Annotated in this window: 32 protein-coding genes; 31 read left to right on the top strand and 1 reads right to left on the bottom strand. The window is 39.6% G+C overall.

Annotation, left to right across the window (positions count from 1 at the left end):
* Positions 1–3: 3 nt before the first annotated feature.
* From rplD to rplQ, 26 genes are all read left to right on the top strand, one after another.
* Positions 4–609 carry a 50S ribosomal protein L4 gene (rplD, locus tag Q0794_RS00345; RefSeq protein WP_025563083.1) on the top strand — a complete coding sequence of 202 codons (606 nt, stop codon included), beginning with the start codon at positions 4–6 and terminating at the stop codon, positions 607–609.
* Positions 606–905, top strand: a complete 300-nt coding sequence (gene rplW, locus Q0794_RS00350) for a 50S ribosomal protein L23 (protein ID WP_025563082.1) — start codon at positions 606–608, stop codon at positions 903–905. Before rplD ends, rplW begins: the two co-directional genes overlap by 4 nt.
* Positions 906–916: 11 nt before the next feature.
* Entirely contained in the window at positions 917–1,744 is an 828-nt protein-coding gene (gene rplB, locus Q0794_RS00355; protein WP_025563081.1) for a 50S ribosomal protein L2, read from the top strand.
* 14 nt (positions 1,745–1,758) lie between these two features.
* Entirely contained in the window at positions 1,759–2,034 is a 276-nt protein-coding gene (gene rpsS, locus Q0794_RS00360; RefSeq protein ID WP_025563080.1) for a 30S ribosomal protein S19, read from the top strand.
* Between the two features lie 8 nt (positions 2,035–2,042).
* Entirely contained in the window at positions 2,043–2,378 is a 336-nt protein-coding gene (gene rplV, locus Q0794_RS00365; RefSeq protein ID WP_025563079.1) for a 50S ribosomal protein L22, read from the top strand.
* 3 nt (positions 2,379–2,381) lie between these two features.
* On the top strand, positions 2,382–3,071 hold the full coding sequence (gene rpsC / locus Q0794_RS00370) for a 30S ribosomal protein S3 (protein ID WP_025563078.1): 690 nt from the start codon (positions 2,382–2,384) through the stop codon (positions 3,069–3,071).
* A gap of 12 nt (positions 3,072–3,083) precedes the next feature.
* Positions 3,084–3,494, top strand: coding sequence for a 50S ribosomal protein L16 (gene rplP, locus Q0794_RS00375; RefSeq protein WP_025563077.1), 411 nt, complete (start codon positions 3,084–3,086; stop codon positions 3,492–3,494).
* Positions 3,494–3,685, top strand: coding sequence for a 50S ribosomal protein L29 (gene rpmC, locus Q0794_RS00380; protein ID WP_025563076.1), 192 nt, complete (start codon positions 3,494–3,496; stop codon positions 3,683–3,685). The genes rplP and rpmC overlap by 1 nt, the downstream gene beginning before the upstream one ends.
* Positions 3,685–3,936: a 30S ribosomal protein S17 gene (gene rpsQ, locus Q0794_RS00385; protein ID WP_160064692.1), complete on the top strand. Its 252-nt coding sequence runs from the start codon at positions 3,685–3,687 to the stop codon at positions 3,934–3,936. Before rpmC ends, rpsQ begins: the two co-directional genes overlap by 1 nt.
* Positions 3,937–4,111: 175 nt before the next feature.
* Positions 4,112–4,480, top strand: coding sequence for a 50S ribosomal protein L14 (gene rplN / locus Q0794_RS00390; protein WP_025563074.1), 369 nt, complete (start codon positions 4,112–4,114; stop codon positions 4,478–4,480).
* A gap of 10 nt (positions 4,481–4,490) precedes the next feature.
* Complete coding sequence (gene rplX, locus Q0794_RS00395) at positions 4,491–4,805, top strand: 50S ribosomal protein L24 (protein WP_025563073.1); 315 nt, start codon at positions 4,491–4,493, stop codon at positions 4,803–4,805.
* Positions 4,806–4,817: 12 nt separating this feature from the next.
* The gene (gene rplE / locus Q0794_RS00400; RefSeq protein ID WP_025563072.1) at positions 4,818–5,357 is read left to right on the top strand and encodes a 50S ribosomal protein L5; all 540 of its coding nucleotides are present in this window, start codon (positions 4,818–4,820) and stop codon (positions 5,355–5,357) included.
* Positions 5,358–5,367: 10 nt separating this feature from the next.
* Entirely contained in the window at positions 5,368–5,673 is a 306-nt protein-coding gene (gene rpsN / locus Q0794_RS00405; RefSeq protein ID WP_160064690.1) for a 30S ribosomal protein S14, read from the top strand.
* Positions 5,674–5,698: 25 nt separating this feature from the next.
* On the top strand, positions 5,699–6,091 hold the full coding sequence (gene rpsH / locus Q0794_RS00410; RefSeq protein WP_025563070.1) for a 30S ribosomal protein S8: 393 nt from the start codon (positions 5,699–5,701) through the stop codon (positions 6,089–6,091).
* Positions 6,092–6,101: 10 nt separating this feature from the next.
* Positions 6,102–6,635, top strand: a complete 534-nt coding sequence (rplF, locus tag Q0794_RS00415) for a 50S ribosomal protein L6 (RefSeq protein WP_298939406.1) — start codon at positions 6,102–6,104, stop codon at positions 6,633–6,635.
* An 11-nt stretch (positions 6,636–6,646) separates the two neighbouring features.
* A complete protein-coding gene (rplR, locus tag Q0794_RS00420) occupies positions 6,647–6,997 on the top strand; it encodes a 50S ribosomal protein L18 (RefSeq protein ID WP_025563068.1) in 351 nt (116 codons plus the stop codon).
* A gap of 11 nt (positions 6,998–7,008) precedes the next feature.
* Positions 7,009–7,509, top strand: coding sequence for a 30S ribosomal protein S5 (gene rpsE / locus Q0794_RS00425; RefSeq protein ID WP_025563067.1), 501 nt, complete (start codon positions 7,009–7,011; stop codon positions 7,507–7,509).
* 6 nt (positions 7,510–7,515) lie between these two features.
* Positions 7,516–7,698: a 50S ribosomal protein L30 gene (rpmD, locus tag Q0794_RS00430; RefSeq protein ID WP_025563066.1), complete on the top strand. Its 183-nt coding sequence runs from the start codon at positions 7,516–7,518 to the stop codon at positions 7,696–7,698.
* A 2-nt stretch (positions 7,699–7,700) separates the two neighbouring features.
* The gene (gene rplO, locus Q0794_RS00435) at positions 7,701–8,135 is read left to right on the top strand and encodes a 50S ribosomal protein L15 (protein WP_025563065.1); all 435 of its coding nucleotides are present in this window, start codon (positions 7,701–7,703) and stop codon (positions 8,133–8,135) included.
* Between the two features lie 6 nt (positions 8,136–8,141).
* Positions 8,142–9,470, top strand: coding sequence for a preprotein translocase subunit SecY (gene secY / locus Q0794_RS00440; protein ID WP_298939407.1), 1,329 nt, complete (start codon positions 8,142–8,144; stop codon positions 9,468–9,470).
* Positions 9,471–9,505: 35 nt separating this feature from the next.
* The gene (rpmJ, locus tag Q0794_RS00445; RefSeq protein ID WP_011770886.1) at positions 9,506–9,619 is read left to right on the top strand and encodes a 50S ribosomal protein L36; all 114 of its coding nucleotides are present in this window, start codon (positions 9,506–9,508) and stop codon (positions 9,617–9,619) included.
* Positions 9,620–9,755: 136 nt separating this feature from the next.
* Positions 9,756–10,112 carry a 30S ribosomal protein S13 gene (gene rpsM / locus Q0794_RS00450; protein ID WP_025565958.1) on the top strand — a complete coding sequence of 119 codons (357 nt, stop codon included), beginning with the start codon at positions 9,756–9,758 and terminating at the stop codon, positions 10,110–10,112.
* 11 nt (positions 10,113–10,123) lie between these two features.
* On the top strand, positions 10,124–10,513 hold the full coding sequence (gene rpsK / locus Q0794_RS00455; RefSeq protein ID WP_019613697.1) for a 30S ribosomal protein S11: 390 nt from the start codon (positions 10,124–10,126) through the stop codon (positions 10,511–10,513).
* 33 nt (positions 10,514–10,546) lie between these two features.
* Positions 10,547–11,167, top strand: a complete 621-nt coding sequence (rpsD, locus tag Q0794_RS00460) for a 30S ribosomal protein S4 (protein ID WP_025565959.1) — start codon at positions 10,547–10,549, stop codon at positions 11,165–11,167.
* 25 nt (positions 11,168–11,192) lie between these two features.
* Positions 11,193–12,179: a DNA-directed RNA polymerase subunit alpha gene (rpoA, locus tag Q0794_RS00465; protein ID WP_025565960.1), complete on the top strand. Its 987-nt coding sequence runs from the start codon at positions 11,193–11,195 to the stop codon at positions 12,177–12,179.
* 35 nt (positions 12,180–12,214) lie between these two features.
* On the top strand, positions 12,215–12,595 hold the full coding sequence (gene rplQ / locus Q0794_RS00470) for a 50S ribosomal protein L17 (protein ID WP_137297931.1): 381 nt from the start codon (positions 12,215–12,217) through the stop codon (positions 12,593–12,595).
* 602 nt (positions 12,596–13,197) lie between these two features.
* Here rplQ and oxyR read toward each other — a convergent pair.
* On the bottom strand, positions 13,198–14,103 hold the full coding sequence (oxyR, locus tag Q0794_RS00475; protein ID WP_298939411.1) for a DNA-binding transcriptional regulator OxyR: 906 nt from the start codon (positions 14,101–14,103) through the stop codon (positions 13,198–13,200).
* A 393-nt stretch (positions 14,104–14,496) separates the two neighbouring features.
* Between oxyR and Q0794_RS00480 the strand changes: the two genes are divergently transcribed.
* The 5 genes from Q0794_RS00480 to Q0794_RS00500 all read left to right on the top strand — a co-directional run bounded on the left by Q0794_RS00480 (position 14,497) and on the right by Q0794_RS00500 (position 21,982).
* Positions 14,497–17,496, top strand: coding sequence for a hypothetical protein (locus tag Q0794_RS00480; protein WP_298939412.1), 3,000 nt, complete (start codon positions 14,497–14,499; stop codon positions 17,494–17,496).
* Positions 17,497–17,635: 139 nt separating this feature from the next.
* Positions 17,636–18,223, top strand: a complete 588-nt coding sequence (locus tag Q0794_RS00485) for a superinfection exclusion B family protein (RefSeq protein WP_298939413.1) — start codon at positions 17,636–17,638, stop codon at positions 18,221–18,223.
* Between the two features lie 186 nt (positions 18,224–18,409).
* The gene (trmH, locus tag Q0794_RS00490) at positions 18,410–19,096 is read left to right on the top strand and encodes a tRNA (guanosine(18)-2'-O)-methyltransferase TrmH (RefSeq protein ID WP_298939415.1); all 687 of its coding nucleotides are present in this window, start codon (positions 18,410–18,412) and stop codon (positions 19,094–19,096) included.
* A gap of 17 nt (positions 19,097–19,113) precedes the next feature.
* On the top strand, positions 19,114–20,586 hold the full coding sequence (locus Q0794_RS00495) for a DUF2868 domain-containing protein (protein WP_298939416.1): 1,473 nt from the start codon (positions 19,114–19,116) through the stop codon (positions 20,584–20,586).
* Positions 20,579–21,982, top strand: coding sequence for a GTPase/DUF3482 domain-containing protein (locus Q0794_RS00500; protein WP_298939417.1), 1,404 nt, complete (start codon positions 20,579–20,581; stop codon positions 21,980–21,982). The genes Q0794_RS00495 and Q0794_RS00500 overlap by 8 nt, the downstream gene beginning before the upstream one ends.
* Positions 21,983–21,987 lie beyond the last annotated feature (5 nt).

Here is a 21,987-nt window from a genome sequence, read left to right on the forward strand (position 1 = left end):
GTAATGGAATTGGTATTGAAAGATGCACAAAGTGCTCTTGAAGTTTCTGACACTACCTTTGGACGTGAATACAACGAAGCCCTTGTACATCAGGTAGTCGTTGCATATGCAGCCGGTGCTCGTCAAGGTACTCGTGCTCAGAAAACCCGTAGTGATGTTCGCGGTGGTGGTAAGAAGCCATGGCGTCAAAAGGGTACTGGTCGCGCACGTGCAGGTACAATCCGAAGCCCAATCTGGGTAGGTGGTGGTGTAACTTTTGCAGCTCGTCCTCAGGACCATAGCCAAAAAGTTAACAAAAAAATGTATCGCGGTGCTGTAAGAAGTATTCTGTCTGAGTTAGTTCGCCAGGATCGTCTAATCGTTGTCGAAAAATTTACTGTAGAGGCTCCTAAAACTAAAGAGCTTGCAGCTAAATTAAAAGACATGGATCTTAAAGATGTTTTGATTATCACTGAAGAATTAGATGAAAATCTATTCTTAGCAGCGCGTAACTTGTATAAAGTTGACGTTCGTGATGTTCAAGGTATTGATCCAGTAAGCCTAATCGCGTTTGATAAAGTTTTAGTAACTGCTGATGCAGTGAAAAAGATTGAGGAGAGCCTAGCATGATCAGTGAAGCACGTTTACTGCAAGTTATTCTAGCCCCGCATATCTCTGAAAAGGGAACTTTATCTGCTGAAAACCATAACACTATGGTATTCAAAGTTGCAGGTACTGCGACTAAAGCAGAAGTCAAAGCGGCAGTTCAGAAGTTATTTGATGTTGAAGTAACTGGTGTTCGCACACTTAACGTGAAGGGTAAAACCAAGCGTTCAGGTCAACGTATGGGTCGCCGTAGCGACTGGAAAAAAGCATACGTTTCTCTGGCTGAAGGTGCAGACATTAGTTTCGATGGCGCTGAGTAGAGGAATTATAGATGGCTATTGTAAAATGTAAGCCTACGTCTCCAGGTCGTCGCCACTTAGTTAAAGTGGTAAACAACGATCTGCATAAAGGCAAGCCATACGCTCCACTTTTAGAGTCAAAATCTAAATCTGGTGGTCGTAATAATGGCGGTCGCATTACGGTTCGACATATCGGTGGTGGTCACAAACAACACTATCGTTTAGTTGATTTTAAACGTAATAAAGATGGTATCCCGGCAAAAGTTGAGCGTTTGGAATATGATCCAAACCGTAGTGCAAATATCGCACTAGTACTTTATGCTGATGGTGAACGTCGCTACATCCTTGCCCCTAAAGGCCTGGTTGCTGGTGATATGATCCAATCTGGTGAAGATGCATCAATCAAAGCAGGTAACTGTTTGCCGATGCGTAACATCCCAGTAGGTACAACAGTACACGCTGTAGAAATGAAACCTGCTAAAGGTGCACAAATTGCACGTTCAGCTGGCTCATACAGCCAAATTATAGCTCGTGATGGTGCTTACGTTACTCTACGTTTACGTAGTGGTGAAATGCGTAAAATCCCTGCTGAGTGTCGTGCAACAATCGGTGAAGTTGGTAATGCAGAACATATGCTACGTCAACTAGGTAAAGCTGGTGCTACGCGTTGGCGTGGTGTTCGTCCTACCGTTCGTGGTGTTGTAATGAACCCAGTAGATCACCCACATGGTGGTGGTGAAGGTAAGTCATCGGGTGGTCGTCATCCTGTGTCTCCTTGGGGTGTTCCAACTAAGGGTTACAAAACTCGTAAGAACAAGAAAACTGATCAGTATATTGTTCGTCGTCGCAATAAGAAATAAGTAGAGGTATCGCCATGCCACGTTCTCTCAAGAAGGGTCCTTTTATTGACCTACACTTGCTGAAGAAGGTAGAGAAAGCGGTTGACAGTAACGAGAAAAAGCCTATTAAGACTTGGTCTCGTCGCTCTATGATCATTCCTGATATGATTGGTCTAACTATCGCTGTCCATAACGGGCGTCAACACGTGCCAGTATTCGTAACTGATGAAATGATCGGTCACAAACTGGGTGAATTTGCACCAACTCGTACTTACCGTGGCCATGTCGCGGATAAGAAAGCGAAGAAATAGAGGTAATTATGGAAGCTTTAGCTAAACATTTATACGCTCGTTCTTCGGCTCAGAAAGCGCGCCTGGTAGCAGATCAAGTACGTGGTCTTCCAGTAGAAAAAGCACTAGAACTTTTATCATACAGCCCTAAGAAAGCCGCTGTTTTGATCAAGAAAGTTGTAGATTCTGCAATTGCAAACGCCGAGCATAATGAAGGCGCTGATGTTGATGAACTAGTTATCACAAAAATTTGTGTTGACGAAGGTCCAACAATGAAGCGTATCATGCCGCGTGCGAAAGGTCGTGCCGATCGCATAATGAAGCGTTCTTGCCATATCACAGTAGTGGTATCAGACAGGGGTTAAACAATGGGACAGAAAGTTCATCCTAACGGTATTCGCCTAGGTATCACTAAAGCATTTAGCTCTACTTGGTATGCAGGCAAAAAAGATTTTGCAGATAACTTATACAGTGATTTTCAAATCCGTAAATTCTTAACAGAGAAATTGAAAAACGCTTCTTTGTCTAAAATTACTATTGAACGTCCAGCGAAAAGCGTACGTGTGACTATTCACACAGCTCGTCCTGGTGTTGTAATTGGTAAGAAAGGTGAAGATGTTGAGTTACTACGTACAGCTATTGCTAAAATGGCCGGCGTTCCAGCTCAAATCAATATCTCAGAAGTTCGTAAACCTGAACTTGACGCAAAACTAGTAGCAGATTCAATCTCTTCTCAGTTAGAGCGTCGTGTTATGTTCCGTCGTGCTATGAAGCGTGCGGTACAAAATGCTATGCGTCTAGGCGCTAAAGGTATCAAAGTTCAAGTTAGTGGTCGTCTTGGTGGTGCAGAAATCGCTCGTGACGAATGGTATCGTGAAGGTCGTGTACCTCTGCATACTCTTCGTGCCGATATTGATTACTCAACATCAGAAGCATTGACTGTTTACGGTATCATTGGTGTTAAGGTTTGGATATTTAAAGGCGAGATTCTTGGTGGTTTACCACTTCAACAAGAAGAAGCGCCAGCTAAACCAAAACGCAAAGGTCGCGGTAAGTAGGAGTAAAATCTAATGATGCAACCAAAACGTATGAAGTTCCGCAAAATGATGAAAGGCCGCAACCGTGGTCTTTCTAAAGGCGCGGAAGTAAGCTTTGGCGAATTTGGCTTAAAAGCAACTGGTCGTGGTCGAATTACTGCTCGTCAAATCGAAGCAGCACGTCGTGCAATGACTCGTCATGTTAAACGTCAAGGTAAGATCTGGATCCGTGTGTTTCCTGATAAACCGATTACCAGCAAACCGTTAGAAGTGCGCCAAGGTAAAGGTAAAGGTAACGTGGAATATTGGGTTGCTCAAACTCAACCAGGTAAAGTTCTTTATGAAATGGAAGGTGTTCCAGAAGCATTGGCTCGTGAAGCATTTGCTCTTGCAGCAGCTAAATTGCCAGTGGCAACAACTTTCGTAACTCGTAAGGTGATGTAATGAAAGCTAACGAACTTAAAGAAAAAAGCGTTGAAGAGCTTAATGCTGAACTTCTAAACTTATTACGTGAGCAATTTAACTTACGTATGCAGTTAAACACAGGTCAGTTAGAAAAGCCGCACTCAGTTAAACAAGTGCGTCGTGACATCGCCCGTGTTAAGACAGTATTAAATCAGAAGGCAGGTGCGTAATGAGCGAAAAAAATACTCGTACTCTTCAAGGTAAAGTAATCAGTGCAAAGATGGAAAAATCTATCGTTGTAGCTATTGAACGTAAAGTGAAGCACCCGTTATACGGTAAATTCATGAAGCGTACTACTAAGCTACATGCACATGATGAAACAAACCAGTGTAATGAAGGCGACTACGTAGAAATTAGTGAGTGTCGTCCTTTATCTAAGAATAAATCTTGGACATTGGCAAAAATCGTAACCAAAGCATAGTTATCTGATTTTAGATAATTTAATTTGATTACATAAGCGAAGCGGTACTCATTTTTTGAGTGCCGTTTTTTTAGACTATCTTTCTAATAAAGTTGGTGGTATGATGCCGCTCCCTGAAAATATGGGGAACACGACTCGTTTAGAGAGTATTAATAGTAAATAGCGGAGCACTATAATGATCCAAATGCAAAGTGTGCTAGATGTCGCCGACAATAGTGGCGCTCGACGCGTAATGTGTATTAAGGTCCTTGGTGGCTCGCATCGCCGTTATGCAGCAATCGGTGACATCATCAAAGTTTCTGTGAAGGAAGCAATTCCTCGTGGAAAAATTAAAAAAGGTGATGTTCATTCAGCTGTGGTAGTGCGTACCAGAAAAGGTGTACGTCGTCCCGATGGTTCTGTAATTCGTTTTGATCGCAACGCTGCGGTTATCTTGAATGCAAACAACCAGCCTGTCGGTACACGTATCTTTGGCCCTGTAACCCGTGAGCTTCGAAATGAAAATTTCATGAAGATAGTCTCGCTGGCGCCAGAAGTACTGTAAGGAACCGAAAATGGCAGCAAAAATAAAACGTGACGATGAAGTAATTGTTATTGCCGGAAAAGATAAAGGTAAAACTGGGAAAATTTCTCAAGTTTTAGCTAACGGTAAAGTAATTATTGAAGGTGTAAACATTCAAAAGAAACACCAAAAGCCAAACCCACAAGCGGGCGTAGCTGGCGGAATCATTGAACAAAATGCACCGATCGAAGTATCAAATGTTGCGATCTACAACTCGGCAACGAGTAAAGCAGATCGTGTTGGATTTAGATTAGAAGACGGACAAAAAGTACGTTTCTTCAAATCTAATAACGAACTTGTGAAGTAACTGGAGTTTACGATGGCGAAACTGCATGATTTCTATAAAGACAACGTGGTGTCTGATTTGCAAAAGCAATTCGACTATACGTCTGTCATGCAAGTCCCTCGAATAGAGAAAATCACCCTTAACATGGGTGTTGGTGAAGCACTGGCTGATAAAAAAGTCCTAGAGCACGCTGCGTCAGATATGGCAGCAATCTCAGGTCAAAAGCCAATGATCACTAAAGCACGCCGCTCTGTGGCAGGCTTCAAAATTCGTGAAGGCTACCCGATTGGTTGTAAAGTAACACTACGTGGAGCACGTATGTGGGATTTCTTTGAGCGTTTGGTAACAATCGCTATCCCACGTGTACGAGATTTCCGTGGCCTGAATGCTAAGTCATTCGATGGTCGTGGTAACTACTCTATGGGTGTTCGTGAGCAAATCATTTTCCCTGAAATCGATTACGATAAAGTTGATAAAGTACGTGGTTTAGATATCACAATTACTACTTCAGCTAAGTCTGACGAAGAAGCACGTGCACTTTTGTCTGCGTTCAACTTCCCATTCCGTAAGTAAGGACTAAAAAATGGCTAAGCAATCAATGAAAGCGCGTGAAGTAAAACGTGAGAAGCTAGTTGCAAAGTTCGCTGAAAAGCGTACAGCATTAAAAGCAACTATTAATAATCTAAACACTGCTGACGAAGATCGTTGGAATGCAGTTTTAGAGCTTCAATCGCTACCTCGTGATTCAAGTCCAGTACGTCAACGTAACCGTTGTAATGTAACTGGCCGTCCACATGGTTATCTTCGTAAATTTGGCATGAGCCGTATTAAGGTTCGTGAGCATATGATGCGCGGAGAAATCCCTGGCCTGAAAAAAGCCAGCTGGTAATCAATTAATCACGGAGTAAATAGTTATGAGCATGCAAGATCCTATTTCGGATATGCTAACGCGTATTCGTAACGGTCAAGCAGCAAGCAAAGTATCTGTTAAGATGCCTTCTTCTAAGCAAAAAGTTGCAATTGCAGCTGTGCTTAAAGCAGAAGGTTATGTTTCAGATTTCGCTGTTGCTGGTGACACAAAGCCTGAATTAGAAGTTACTTTAAAGTACTTCGAAGGCAAAAAAGTAATCGATACTATCAAACGAGTAAGCCGCCCAGGTCTTCGTATCTATAAAGGTGCAAATGATCTTCCTAAGGTTATGGCTGGTTTAGGTATTGCGATTGTTTCAACTTCTCAAGGTGTTATGACTGACCGAGCTGCGCGTAATGCAAGCATCGGCGGTGAGATCATCTGTTACGTATCTTAAGGAGTAATCTATGTCTCGTATAGCTAAGGCACCGATTACTGTTTCTGCTGGCGTAGAAGTAAAAGTAAATGGTCAAGAGATCACTGTTAAAAGTGGTAAAAGCGAATTAGTTCGTACTCTTAATGATGCTGTTATTGTTAATTTAGAAGATGGCGTATTAACTTTCGCACCTGTTGAAGGTGTTAAAGACGCATGGGCACAAGCAGGTACTGCACGTGCTAACGTTAACAATATGGTTGTAGGTGTAACTGAAGGCTTTAAGAAGACTCTTCTTCTTCAAGGTGTCGGTTACCGTGCACAAGTTAAAGGTCAAGATGTAAACCTAACTTTAGGTTTCTCTCACCCTGTTGTATATACATTACCTCAAGGTATTTCTGCTACGGCTCCAAGCCAAACAGAAATCATCATTGAAGGTTCTGATAAACAACAAGTTGGCCAAGTAGCTGCAGAGATTCGTGCTTTCCGTCCGCCAGAGCCTTATAAAGGTAAAGGTGTTCGTTACGCTGATGAAAATGTGCGTCGTAAAGAAGCGAAGAAAAAGTAAGGTAAGACACTATGGATAAGAAAGCATCTCGTCTTCGTCGTGCTACCCGCACACGTAAGAAATTGCAAGATCTTGGTGCAACTCGTCTTGTGATCAACCGTACACCTCGCCATACTTACGCGCAGGTAATTACAGCAGACGCACAAGTCGTAGCAAGCGCTTCTACATTAGAAAAAGAAGTGATTGCACTAGTTAAGAACGGTGGTAATAAAGAAGCAGCTCAACTAATTGGTAAATTAGTTGCAGAACGCGCGGTAGAGAAAGGAATTTCTAAAATTTCTTTTGACCGTAGCGGTTTCCAATACCACGGTCGTGTTGCAGCACTAGCTGACGCAGCTCGTGAAGCTGGTCTACAGTTCTAAGGGTAAAGATTATGTCAAAAGTAGAATCTCAAACCGGTGATCTGAACGAAAAGCTAATCGCAGTAAACCGTGTTTCAAAAGTAGTTAAAGGTGGTCGCATCTTTAGCTTCACAGCACTAACAGTTGTTGGTGATGGTAATGGTCGTGTTGGTTTCGGCTATGGTAAGGCTCGTGAAGTTCCAGCAGCTATTCAAAAAGCTATGGAAAAAGCACGTCGCAATATCAGCGAAATTCAATTAAAAGGTAACACTCTGCAACACCCAGTTAAGGGCCGTCATTCTGGTTCTAAGGTGTACATGCAACCAGCATCGGAAGGTACTGGTATCATAGCAGGTGGTGCAATGCGTGCCGTGTTAGAAGTTGTTGGTGTACAGAACGTATTATCAAAAGCTTACGGCTCAACTAACCCAATTAACGTTGTCCGCGCTACGATGGATGCACTAGAGAGCATGAACTCTCCAGAGCAAATCGCAGCTAAGCGTGGCTTAAACGTTAGTGATATTCTGGGGTAATTCAGCATGGCTACTAAAACGATTAAAGTAACTCAAACCAAAAGTGCAATTGGCCGTTTACCAAAGCACCGTGCAACATTAACAGGTCTAGGCCTGCGTCGCATCGGTCACACAGTAGAGTTGCAAGATACTCCTGCTGTACGTGGTATGGTTAATAAAGTTTACTATATGGTTAAGGTTGAGGGGTAATTATGAAACTAAATACTCTATCTCCAGCTGCTGGTTCTAAACCAGTACGTAAACGTGTCGGTCGTGGTATCGGTTCTGGACTAGGTAAGACAGGTGGCCGCGGTCACAAAGGTCAAAAATCTCGTTCAGGCGGTACTGTACGTCCTGGTTTTGAAGGCGGTCAAATGCCATTAAAACAACGTTTACCAAAATTTGGTTTTACGTCTCGTAAATCTCTAGTTAGCGGTGAAGTTCGTTTGAACGAAATTGCTAAAGTAGAAGGCGACATCGTAACACTAGAAACGTTGAAGCAGGCAGGTCTACTAACAAACACAACTAAGTTTGCTAAAGTAGTTCTATCTGGTGAAATCTCTCGCTCAGTAACAGTACAAGGCCTTGGTGTAACCAAAGGTGCTCGTGCTGCGATTGAAGCGGCGGGCGGAAAAATCGAGGAATAATAGGCAATGGCTAAGAAACCAGGATTAGATCCAAAAGCGGCACAAGGAAGCAAATTGAGCGAACTTAAAACACGTTTGTTGTTTGTTTTAGGCGCTATATTAGTGTTCCGTGCAGGTTCTTTTGTTCCAATTCCTGGTATTGACGCCGCTGTCCTAGCTGATTTATTCCAACAGCAAAAGGGTACCATCATAGAAATGTTTAACATGTTCTCTGGTGGTGCGCTTGAGCGTGCTTCTATCTTTGCATTGGGTATAATGCCGTATATTTCTGCGTCTATTATTATTCAATTGTTAACGGTAGTTCATCCTCCTTTAGCTGAGCTAAAGAAAGAGGGTGAGTCTGGTCGTCGTAAGATAAACCAGTACACACGTTACGGTACTTTGGTATTAGGTACGTTCCAAGCAATTGGTATTGCAACCGGTTTGCCAACGATGATGCCTGGACTTGTTGAAAATGCAGGTCTAAGCTTCTACATCACGGCAGTTGTAAGTTTAGTGACAGGAACTATGTTCCTTATGTGGCTAGGTGAGCAAATAACTGAGCGCGGTATTGGTAATGGTATTTCTATCATTATCTTTGTAGGTATTATTGCTGGGTTGCCATCGGCAATCGGGCAAACTGCTGAGCAAGCACGACAAGGTGAAATTCATCTTCTAGTGTTATTAGCATTAATTGTTATCGTTTTTGCAACTACTGCTTTTGTAGTATTTGTTGAACGTGGTCAACGACGTATTGTTGTTAACTACGCTAAACGTCAACAAGGCCGTAAGGTTTTTGCTGCTCAAAGTACTCATTTGCCATTGAAATTAAATATGGCTGGTGTAATCCCTGCAATTTTTGCCTCAAGTGTTATCTTATTCCCTGGTACTATTGCCCAGTGGTTTGGTCAGACTGAAGGTTTAAGCTGGTTATCGGATGTTTCATTGGCTTTACAGCCGGGACAACCGTTGCATATGATGTTATATGCAGCTGCTATTATCTTCTTTTGCTTCTTTTATACTGCACTTACGTTTAATCCACGTGAAACTGCAGATAATCTGAAGAAAAGCGGTGCCTTTATCCCAGGAATTCGTCCAGGAGAACAAACATCACGTTACATTGATAAAGTAATGACGCGTCTAACATTAGCTGGTGCGTTGTATATTACCTTTATCTGTTTGATTCCCGAGTTTATGATGGTTGCAATGAATACACAGTTCTACTTCGGTGGTACGTCGTTATTAATTATTGTTGTTGTTATCATGGACTTTATGGCACAGGTGCAGACTCATTTGATGTCTAATCAATATGATTCTGTCTTGAAAAAAGCTAACTTGAAAGATTACGGAAAATAAACCGAGTCTAATAGTTATAATCACGGAGTGTTGCAATGAAAGTTCGTGCATCCGTTAAAAAAATCTGTCGTAACTGCAAAGTTATCAAACGCCACGGTGTGGTGCGAGTTATCTGCGTAGAGCCAAAGCATAAACAACGCCAAGGCTAATCCACAGAGATTTTGGATATATCAGCAGCTTAGGTGGTTAATTCCATCTAAGCTGTGTTTTGTTTGCTAATTTATCATTTGTCGAGTATCCTACCGGGCTTTTCGCAAATGAATCGTTAACTTTAAGGAGTGCATAGTGGCCCGTATCGCTGGCATTAACGTTCCTGATCACAAGCATGCAGTTATCGCATTAACTGCTATTTTTGGCATTGGCAAGACTCGTTCACAAATTATTTGTGCTGAGTCAGGTATTGCTGAAAATACTAAGCTTAAAGATCTGGATGAAACACAAATCGAAGCTCTTCGTACAGAAGTAGCTAAATTCGCCGTTGAAGGTGATTTACGTCGTGAAGTATCTATGAGCATCAAGCGTCTAATGGACCTTGGTTGTTACCGTGGACTTCGTCATCGTCGCAGCTTGCCTGTACGTGGGCAGCGTTCTAAAACGAATGCTCGTACCCGTAAAGGTCCGCGCAAAGCAATTAAGAAATAGGGTAAGAGATCATGGCTAAAACACCAACTCGTGCTCGCAAGCGCGTTAAAAAGCAAGTTGCCGATGGTATGGCTCATATCCATGCTTCTTTCAACAACACAATCGTCACTATTACAGACCGTCAAGGTAATGCTCTTTCTTGGGCTACTGCAGGTGGTTCTGGTTTCCGTGGTTCTCGTAAATCTACTCCGTTCGCTGCACAGGTTGCTGCTGAACGTGCTGCTGAAGCAGCAAAAGAGTATGGCCTTAAAAACGTAGAAGTTTTTGTAAATGGACCAGGACCTGGTCGTGAATCTTCGATTCGCGCACTAAACGCGGCGGGTTTCCGTGTAACTAATATTACTGACGTTACACCGATCCCACATAATGGTTGTCGTCCACCAAAGAAACGTCGCGTTTAATCGCAACTTTCTAAGGTAATTGGAGAAAGAACAATGGCAAGATATTTAGGTCCTAAGCTTAAGCTTAGCCGTCGTGAAGGTACTGATTTATTCTTAAAATCAGGCGTCCGTCCGATCGAATCTAAGTGTAAAATTGATAACGCACCAGGTGTACACGGTGCGCGTAAACCACGTCTATCAGACTACGGTTTACAATTACGTGAAAAGCAAAAAGTACGTCGTATGTACGGTGTATTAGAAAAGCAATTCCGTAACTACTATAAAGAAGCTGCTCGTTTACAGGGCAACACTGGCGAAAACTTACTTCTTCTTTTAGAAGGTCGTTTAGACAATGTTGTATACCGTATGGGCTTTGGCGCTACACGTGCTGAATCACGTCAACTAGTTAGCCATAAAGCTATCCTAGTGAACGGTAAAGTTGTAAATATCCCTTCATTCAACGTTAAACCTAGCGATGTTATCGCAATCCGTGAAAAAGCTAAAAAGCAAACACGTATTGGCGCTGCATTAGAAATCGCTGGTCAACGTGAAGCCCTTGCTTGGGTTGAAGTTGATACAACGAAGATGGAAGGCGAGTTTAAGCGTCAACCTGAACGTTCAGATTTATCTGCTGAGATTAACGAACAGTTAATCATCGAGCTTTACTCTAAGTAAAGTTAACTGCTAAGAGAGGACACAAATGCAGGGTTCTGTAATTGATTTTCTAAAACCAAGATTAGTTGATATCGAGCAAATTTCAACAACTAGAGCAAAAGTGGTTCTTGAGCCACTAGAACGTGGTTTTGGCCACACTTTAGGTAATGCTCTTCGTCGTATTCTGTTATCGTCTATGCCTGGCACAGCCGTAACTGAAGTCGAAATTGATGGTGTACAACATGAGTACAGCACGAAAGAAGGCGTTCAAGAAGATATCCTAGAGATTCTTCTTAACCTTAAAGGTCTAGCTGTAAAACTTGAAGGTAAAAACGAAGTTTTAGTTAGTTTAACTAAATCTGGCGCTGGTCCTGTTACTGCAGGCGACATCATTCATGATGGTGATGTAGAGATAGTCAACCCAGAACACGTGATCTGTAATTTAACGGGCAATGCTGAAATCAGCATGCGTATTAAAATTGAATCAGGTCGTGGTTATGTTCCAGCTTCATCTCGTATTCATAGCGAAGAAGATGAGCGTCCAATTGGTCGTCTATTAGTAGATGCGACTTTCAGCCCTGTTGAGCGTATAGCTTACAGTGTTGAATCAGCTCGTGTTGAACAACGTACCGATTTAGACAAGCTTGTTATCGATATGGAAACAGATGGTACTTTAGAGCCTGAAGAAGCAATTCGTCGTGCAGCTACAATTTTAGCTGAACAATTAGACGCATTTGTTGATTTACGCACTACTTATGAAGTACCTGTAGTTGATGCGAAACCTGAGTTTGATCCAATTCTTTTACGCCCAGTAGATGATTTAGAACTAACTGTTCGTTCTGCTAATTGTTTGAAAGCAGAGTCGATTCATTATATCGGTGATTTAGTACAACGTACTGAAGTTGAACTTCTAAAAACGCCTAATTTAGGTAAGAAGTCTCTAACTGAAATCAAAGATGTACTTGCATCACGTGGACTGTCTCTAGGCATGCGCTTAGAAAACTGGCCACCAGCAAGTTTAATCGAAGATTAGTCTAAAACCGACTTACGAATAATAAGGATTAGGTTATGCGCCATCGTCAAAGTGGACGTCAACTTAACCGAAACAGCAGCCACCGTCAGGCTATGTTTCGTAATATGGCAATCTCTATTGCTACGCACGAAGTGATTAAAACTACCGTGCCTAAAGCAAAAGAATTGCGTCGTGTAATTGAGCCATTAATTACACTAGCTAAAGTGGATAGCGTTGCTAACCGTCGTTTAGCGTTTGCTCGTCTTCGTGATGATGCAACAGTAGCAAAATTGTTTAATGAACTAGGTCCTCGCTACGCGACTCGTCCTGGTGGATACACTAGTATCATTAAATGTGGTTTCCGTACTGGCGATAAAGCTCCTATGGCTTACATCCAGTTCGTTGACCGTCCAGTTGTAGCGGACGAAGAAGCGTAAGTTTCTTTATAGTTGCAATAAAAAAAGCCGAACTTATGTTCGGCTTTTTTGTATCTATAAAACGTATAAACTATTCATAACCCTTAATTTCTTCACAATAAATATTCAACCTATCTTTGACTAGGATATTCACTTCTCTATTAATACCAATTACGTTTAAAAGTCAGTAATTTAAGGTTTAAATTAAGATCTTTCGAAGATTAACTTGATTAATTGTCAGTCGAGTAATTAACATAATAAATGTTAATTCATTAATAGTTATCTCCTTTACGAAATCGACAATGAACCAATAAGTTATTTTAACAAGTAAAATTGGACAGTTAATTTAGTGTGAAGGATACGATAAGTACCGTATCGAAGACTTTTAATTGATGCTTAAATTGAGCTTCATTAAACTGAGCCTTGTGAATATTTAGAGCACACACCAATATCATTGATATTATTTAATATTTATTAATAGGTTTATTTTAAAGGTAGGACAAACAGTCAATCACTAAGCATTACTATCAATACGTTAGTATTGTAACTACCGATTCAATAACCAAGTTAGTAACTGTTTTAATCTAAGCAAGTCATCAGTCGTTTTACTTTGTTAAACTACTTTATAAATACTCATCTAAGCGAGCTTGTACAGCGGCATGAATTAAGCTTGCTAATTGATCAAAACATACCTGACGTGCACTATTGTTTCGGCTTAATAAGGTTACTTTACGAGATGGTGCTGGCGCTTTAAATGGTATGTATTTTACACCAGATTGATAGCGACTTAATGGAATAGCTAATTGTGGTAGTAGCGTTAAGCCGTTTTCTGCACTAATCATATGTCGCAACGTTTCCAAGCTAGTTGCCTTGAAGCTATTATCTTCAATTGCACCAGCGGCAAAACAAAACCCCAATGCTTGATCCCTTAAACAATGCCCGTCAGCTAACATCAGTACATGTTCACCGCTGAGCTCTTGTAAATTGATTTTACGTTGCTCTGCCCATGCATGTTTATCTGACAATGCTAATTCTAAAGGTTCTTCATATAAGTCTAATTTTTTAAACTGCTCCATTCCTGGTAGCAAGGCTAATATTAAGCAATCCAATTCACCTTCTTCTAACTGTTTGATCAGTACTTGAGTTTGGTTTTCGTGTAAATAAAGTTGTAAATCTGGAAAGGCTTCTTTCATTGCTGGAATGATTAAAGGTAACAAATAAGGCGCAATCGTCGGGATTAGTCCAATATGCAAAGTTCCAGACATAGGCTCATTATGACTTTTGGCTATTTCTTTTAAAGATTTTGCTTCTAATAATATCGTCTTCGCTTTTGCAACAATATCAATGCCAGCGGGGGTGAAAATGACTTTTCGAGATGAACGTTCCATTAATTGAACATTTAGCTCTTCCTCTAACTTTTTTATTTGCCCACTTAATGTCGGTTGACTAACGAAACATTTATCAGCCGCTTTACGAAAATGTTTTAGTTCTTCAAGTGCAACTAAATATTCTAAATCTCTAAAATTCATTATGTAACCTTACATGAAATACATCGCATATATAGAATATACCATATTAATACAGGGTATTATTTGATACAAAGAATGGGGCCTGATAAACAGTATGGACTATCAGTTATAGTAAAAGAAAAATGATATTTCACTTTATAAGATTAATATTACAGAAAATCATTAAAACATCTTATTTTGGATTAAATAAGGTGTAAATCACAGTCAATTCTAGTTAGTATTAATTTATTTTGTGTTAATGTTTAATTCATACAAATCATTTAAGTTCATTTATTTTATTAGAAATGATTAAAATCTTTTAATTATTCAACTATTGATCGCTTATACCCTTTAACCATTGCTAAATTCAGATTGAATTTACGCTAAAATATTATTTTCGAAAAGGAATTCCCAATGAAATGGTATCAACTCTTATCTGTAGCACTCCTTTCATCAGTGCTTTTTGCATGTGGCGGAGGTAGTGATGGAGGGTTGAGTTTCAATGATAGTAGTTCAGACTCTACCGATTCAACTGACGATACGGATGATAGTACAGACTCAACAGACTCAACAGATGACAGTACTGACTCAGATGATGCAGAAGAGGTTACATTAAGTGTTTCATTATTTACATGCCCAACTGAATGGGATAGCGAATCTGACGATATCTCTTTATGTACGGAAACTACTGAAATATCTGAATCAGAGCCTGGCTATATTGCTGTATCACTTTCTCTAGATGGTGAAGTTGTTACTGGAGAGAGAGAGGCGCTCTATGCTTCAACAACAACAGGTAAATTCGAAATAGATAGTAATTTAACAGATGAAAGCACAGGTATTGCTTATTTCAAATTAAATGCTGATGATCAATTAGGCGTAGGTATCGTTACTTTTACTTCTGATGCGTACGATGGGACACTAAGTACTACATTAACTTTTTTATCTGTTTCTGAACCAGTCGACACAGACGAACTCCAATTAACTGCTTCTTTATTTATTTGCCCTAATGGATGGGATAATAATTCAAGTGATCTCTCTGTATGTGAAACAACGACTGAAATAGATGAGTCCGATACCGCTATTATCTCGGTTACTCTTTATTTGGAAGGAGAGGCTGTAGTAGGAAGTCGACAAGCTATCTATACGGAAACAACTAAGGGCAGTTTTAAAGTTGATAGCGCTTTAACGGATGAAGCGACAGGCACTGCTTATTTTGAACTTAATATTGATGATGACTTAGGTGTTGGTATTGCCACTATTACAACCGATGCCTTTGGTGGCGATGCGTCTACCGAAGTTACTTTTGAAGTGATAGAGTCAGATGAGGTTGTAGTCGAAGATGAAGAAGTTGAACTTAGTGCATTATTATACAGCTGCCCAAGCAACTGGTCTAAAAATGATGGAACAGATTCTTGTGCTACAGTCTCTAATTTCTCCGCAGTTGAAGAAGGAGTCGTATCAGTAACATTAACTCAGGGCGGAGAAGCTGTTACTGATAACCAACAAATAATTACCGCATCGACCACTCTAGGTGAATTCTCTACATCGACAGCATTAACCAACACTGATGGTATTGCATACTTTACTATTTCTGCAAGTGATGCTGTAGGTGCTGGTCGAATTACTGTAACCACAGATGCCTTTGATGAAGAGACTAGTACAACATTAAACTTTGAAATTGTAGAAGCTGATTTTGCAATGACAATAGAAAATATACTGAATGATGAGCTATTAGCACAAAGCTCAACAACATTGATTACGGTGAATTTAACACTCGATGGTGAAGCTTATAATACGCCGGTAAATGTTAGCTTTTCATCTATATGTGCAGTCGCAGGTACTTCTAGTTTAGATGATACCGTTACAACGACTAATGGTATTGCACAAGCAACGTATCAAGCTGAAGGATGTGTTGGTGAAGATACTATTACCGCTTCTATTGATATTAATGACTTATCAATGAGTACAACAATAAATATTGCAAGCTCTGATGCAGATAGTATTCGTTTTATTAGTGCAACGCCTACAGATATTGCTATAGCTGGTACGGGAGGCGCTGGCCGCCAAGAAACATCAACTGTACTATTTGAAGTTGTTGATGTAAATGGAGTAGCAAGTTCATTGCAAGATGTTACTTTTTCTCTTGAAATCGCTCCAGTAGGGACAACTCTCGACAGTGAAACAGGTACAACAGATGACGATGGTGAAGTATCCGTTGTTGTTAAATCTGGTAAAATAGCGGGTACTGTTAGAGTTAAAATAGAAATAGATAACGACGAATCTGTTATTTCAAGTATTTCAGATCAATTAAGTGTTTCTACAGGCCTACCAGACCAAGATAGCTTTTCATTTGCACTTGAAGATCATTCTCCTGAATCATTTAATATTAATGGTGTAACTATTAATGCAAGTGTTTTGCTTGCAGACCGATTTAATAATGCGGTACCTGATGGCACGACTATCTTTTTTAATACAGAGGGTGGGGCAATTCGCGATACAGAAACAGGCACAACAGGGGCTTGTACTACTTCTGGTAGTGGTTGTTCGGTTGAATGGGTTTCTCAGAACCCTCGACCTGAAGGTAATAAATTAACTGATTTTAATATTGATGGGCAATGTGGTTATTTTGAATTTGCACCAAGTGATAAAAATAATACAGGGCCTTGTATTAATACTGACGATGTTCCAGTGAAAAGCGGTATGGGTCAACCTCATGGAGGTCGAGTAACTATTACAGCTTATACTGAAGGAGAAGAAAACTTTATTGATAATGACGGTGATGGTTGGTTTAATCTAACTAAAGGAGATGCTTTTGTCTTATCAACAGATGTTGGGGAAGTGTTTTTTGATTATAATGAAGATGGTCTTTATACAAAAGATGAAGAAGAGTATAGAGATATCGATGGAAGCAGAGACTATACTAGTACTATTGAAAATCCTATCTATAATGGACTGTTATGTTCTGACGAAAGTGAAGCGCTTGCTGATTGTTCAAAAGGTCTAGTACACGTCCGAGATCAGCAAATTTTAATTATGGCGTCTACTGATCAATATATTCGAGTTCAACATGATAGTACTGATATTGGGGAAGTTGATTTAGCCCCTAATGATGAAGATACTGACGAAGATATTATTATCGAATCTTACAATGTAACGGCTTATTTTGCAGATATTTACAACAACAGACCACCAACGGGTACAACTATTAATGTATCAACCGAAAATGGCCAACTATCAGGGCAAACTTCTTGGGTCGTTGGTAGTAGTGTTGACTTTGGAGCCTATGAGATTGAATTTACACTTATTCAAGAAGATAGCCCAAATGACAAAACTTTTGGAACTTTGTCTATTGAACTCGTAACACCAGAAGGCGGCTCTTTAACTTTCCAAATGAACGTTCGTGACGCGGGTTAATATCTACTAGATTTAGCACACTACATATTAAGGAGCTTCGGCTCCTTTTTTATGTTCTATTAATACTCCTCTTATGTTTTTTTTGGCACATTTCCTGCTTTATTGTCTTTGTATAACAAATTATTGGCAGGAGCTAACAATGAAAACATTCTTATACCGATTTATCGACCAACAAAGCATTACTATCACTATTATGTGGATGTGTTTTAGTTGCGCAGTCTTATTAGTTATTCCTAGTTCATTATTCTCATTGAGTAACTCTGATGTGCTTCCTGATACTTACGCGCCATACCTTTGGGTGCTGACGTTATTAACAGGTTCTTATCTATTAACTCGATTACTTTCTTATTCATTTGCAAGGTTGAGTGAATACTATGCGAGCCAACGTTTATTAATTCGTCGTAATAAAATGATTCGTCAATTAGACTTTGAAGAAAAGGCTTTATTACGAGAGTTTATTATTCAACGTAAAACAGTACTTTCTTTACCGTTAAACGAGCCTGCTGTGAGTAACTTATTAGCGTCGGGTGTACTGGCACCTGCATTTGAAACTCAGGAAATAAAAGGTAGTAGTCGTATTATTAAGTTATCTATCGCTATTGATGCACGTGAACAGCTCACGCATAGAGTGATTGGTTTGCCTGTTGGAAAATTAACGGAAGCTGAGGCTGAAGTATTAAAGGCTGCTAGACCAAAATACGCACGTAATAACTATATTGCTTTATAAGCTTTACTTGTTAATAACTTCTCAGCATTAGCTTATGATCTTAATTATTTAAATGAATACTTAAGATCATGTGTTTTAACCCTTTTTTAGCAGATAATAAATTATTCCATTTTTTTGACACTGCTTTAGCCTCCGCCAATAATTATATATAATAACCTCTTTTATAACTTCCCTGAGTGAGAGAGTATGACTCCTGAACGTTTTGCCCGAATTACTTCTATGTTGAATCGTCGCCAACCCGATCTCACTATTTTTATGGAACATGTGCACTTACAACATAATTTAGCGGCAATTGTTCGCACAGCAGATGCTATGGGCATTAATAACGTACATGCAACTTGGGATGAGGATACAACACGAATTTCTCGTAACGTTGCTTCAGGGAGCCAGAAGTGGGTTAATCTGCATTCTCATGAGACAACTCAAGAAGCGATAGCTGTGTTACGAGATCAAGGGATGCAAATTATTGCCACGAATCTTTCTGCTACCGCAATTGATTTTCGAGAAGTTGACTATACAAAGCCGACTGCGATTATCATGGGACAAGAGAAATTTGGTATTAGTGATGAAGCATTGGCATTAGCAGATCAAGATGTCATCATTCCTATGGTTGGTATGTGTCAGTCTTTAAATGTTTCTGTCGCTTCTGCATTGATTATGTATGAAGCACAACGTCAACGTGAACTTGCGGGGATGTATGATCAAGTTTGTCGTTTACCTGAAGAAGAGCAACATCGTATTTTATTCGAAGGCGGTCATCCTATTTATCGTCAATTATGTCGTGAAAAAAGCTTACCTTATCCACCATTGGACGACGAAGGGCAAATCGCTGCTTCCGATGATTGGTGGAATGCTATTCGTGGTCGTAAATAATTAAAGGAGAGCGTTTAATGAGCCTATACCAAGACCGTTTATTGACGGAAGGCATACGTATCATTGAAAAAAATGCTCCATCGAATAGCTTTAATGCGAATTATAGTGCGTTAACTTTTCAGGATGCATTATTCAAACGTACTCAATTAGCTGAATTACGCTATCAAGCAACACCTGTTTTTAATCATTTTCAAAAATTAGTGAAACTATTTTGTAGTGTCATGTGTTTGCTATTCCTTATGATCGGCGCAACGAGTGTTTCAACCTTTTTAGTTAGTGAAACGGGGGCTCAAATTAACTTCTTTTGGGCTATCGTATTATTCATTGCACCTAATATATTATCTTTGATTATTTGGCTTTTTTTATATTTTAAGAAAAATGCGATTAATAATACTTGGGTAACTAATTTAAGTTTATTGTTAATTACACTGCTTGATAAATTACATCATAAAATAAGTAACAAACATCCTCATTATATTGCGTTATTTGAGTATTATTTTGAACATCGATTCGGCAGTTATTTAGGGCGCGCACAATTATCTTTAATTAGTCATTTATGGTGGAGTAGTTATTTATTAGGGGCTACATTGTCTTTGTTAGTGGTTTTGGCAACACATCAAGTTGATTTTATATGGCAAACAACCATTTTAAGTGAAGACGTTTTTGTACAGCTGACGCAAATATTAACTACCATTCCACACCTTTTAGGGATTAATGTACCTAGTGCAAGTGATGTCAGTAATGCCACTATTGGTTTAACGAACCCGTTACAGTTAGCACAAGATAGCCGAGTTAGTTGGTCTAATTTACTTATCTTTAGTTTAACGGTTTATGCTTTATTACCGCGTTTCATTTTAATGCTGTTTTTTCAGCGAGCGGTTAAAAGCCAACAAAAACAATTTACCCTTAATTTATCATTACCTTATTACGTGCAGTTAAAAAGCCTTTTACACCCGATCGTTAATACCAGCTTTATCAGTGATCCTGACAGTCTTCATGATAATAAACAAAGTACACAAACGATCGATCAAATGATAAACCGTAAAGGTTATGAATCAACCTTACTGATACCTGAAAATGCTTATCCATTAGCCATCGAATTAAATCATTCACGTTTTCAACAAGCCAATAAACATGCAGCAGACTATGCCGTAGCTAGTTTAATTAATGTAGTTGATAGTGACAGTCAGCAAACGGCTTTATTACAAATACAATCAGGTAACGTATCGAATATTGTATTGTATGTCGATTTAAAGCGTTTACCTGATCGTGGTTGGCTAACGTTAGTTAAAAAGTGCTATTACCAGTCCAATGTGCAAATTTATTTAGTCTTATTAAGCGATAAATTAATAGAAAAAAATGAGCCATTGTTATCTCGTTTACAAGACTGGCTTGAAATAGCAGCGCAAGCGAATATTACAGAACAGCATATTACTTATATCTCCGATGATCTTGCCACTATAAAAAATAATGAGGTGGAAAATGGATAAACAATTATTATCTGTCGCGGTTGTTGGCCATGCGAATACCGGTAAGACATCTTTAATTCGTACTTTATTGCGTGATGCTAGCTTCGGTCAAATTGCAGACAAAGCCGGCACTACGCGCCATGTAGAAGGGGCTGAAATTCGCGTCGATAATAACCAAAGCATGGTTATTTATGATACGCCGGGTTTAGAAGATTCGATTAACTTATTAAGTGTACTCGACGGTGGCCCTACTATTGAATCTCAAGACGGTATCGATCGATTATTAGCGTTTATTAAACGCGAGAGTGAATTTCCGGAGTTAAACCAAGAATTAAAGGTACTAAAAGCATTATTAAGTAATGATATTCTTTTTTACGTTATTGATGTAAGAGAACCTATTTTAGGCAAATACCGCGATGAATTGAAAATACTCAGTTATGCGGCTAAGCCGATTATTCCAGTGCTTAATTTTATTGAAGCAGGGCAGGACAATATCAGCGCTTGGCAAACCCAGTTAGCACGTTTAAACCTCCATGCTTTTGTTAGTTTTGATAGTGTTGTATTTCGGTTTTCAGACGAGCTAAAAATCTATCAAAAAATGCAAACTTTGTTAGCACATAGAGAACAGCAACTTGACGCTTTAATGACACAGCGTAAACAACAGTGGCAAGAACGAGAAAGTGCAGCACAACAATTAATCGCGACTTTGTTAGTTGAGGCTGCAGCATGTCGTTTTAAAGCCGATAATGATGAAAAGAGCATTAGCCTTGCTAGTGATCAATTACAATCAGCCATTAGAGAGCTTGAAAAGCAAACGCTACATCAATTATTAGCTTTATATCAATTTAAACAACATGATATCGACCAATATGATTTACCTATTCAACAAGGCCAATGGGAATTAGATCTTTTTTCATCGGATAATTTGCAAGAATTTGGTGTTAAAGCGACCAGTAATTTTGTGAAAGGGGCTGGTATAGGGGTCGCCGTAGATTTAGTAGCGGCAGGCATGACACTGGGAGCGGCAGCCGTCGCAGGTGGTGTGATGGGGGTTTTATGGGGCGTTAAACAACGTTATTACGATGAAATTCACGCTAAGGTAAAAGGGCATCGTTATTTATGTGCTGATGATTTAACGTTACAGGTCTTGTGGATGCGCCAACTTAGCTTATTAATTGCATTGCAACAGCGTGGCCATGCAAGTGTCGCTAAAATGTCATTAACGGAGATAAAGTTAGATAAAGTTGATTTACCTAAACAATGGAGTAAGTGGCTTAAAAATGCACGCCAACATCCCCAATGGTTAATTTCAAACAAGAGTGAACAACCCCTTTTACGAGAAAAAAAGCAGCTATTAATTGATCAAATAGTTAATGGTTTAACTATTATTAGTCATCAAAAAAGTGAAAAAGAATAGATGCT

This window comes from uncultured Psychromonas sp. (genome assembly GCF_947489755.1).
Lineage (GTDB): Bacteria > Pseudomonadota > Gammaproteobacteria > Enterobacterales > Psychromonadaceae > Psychromonas.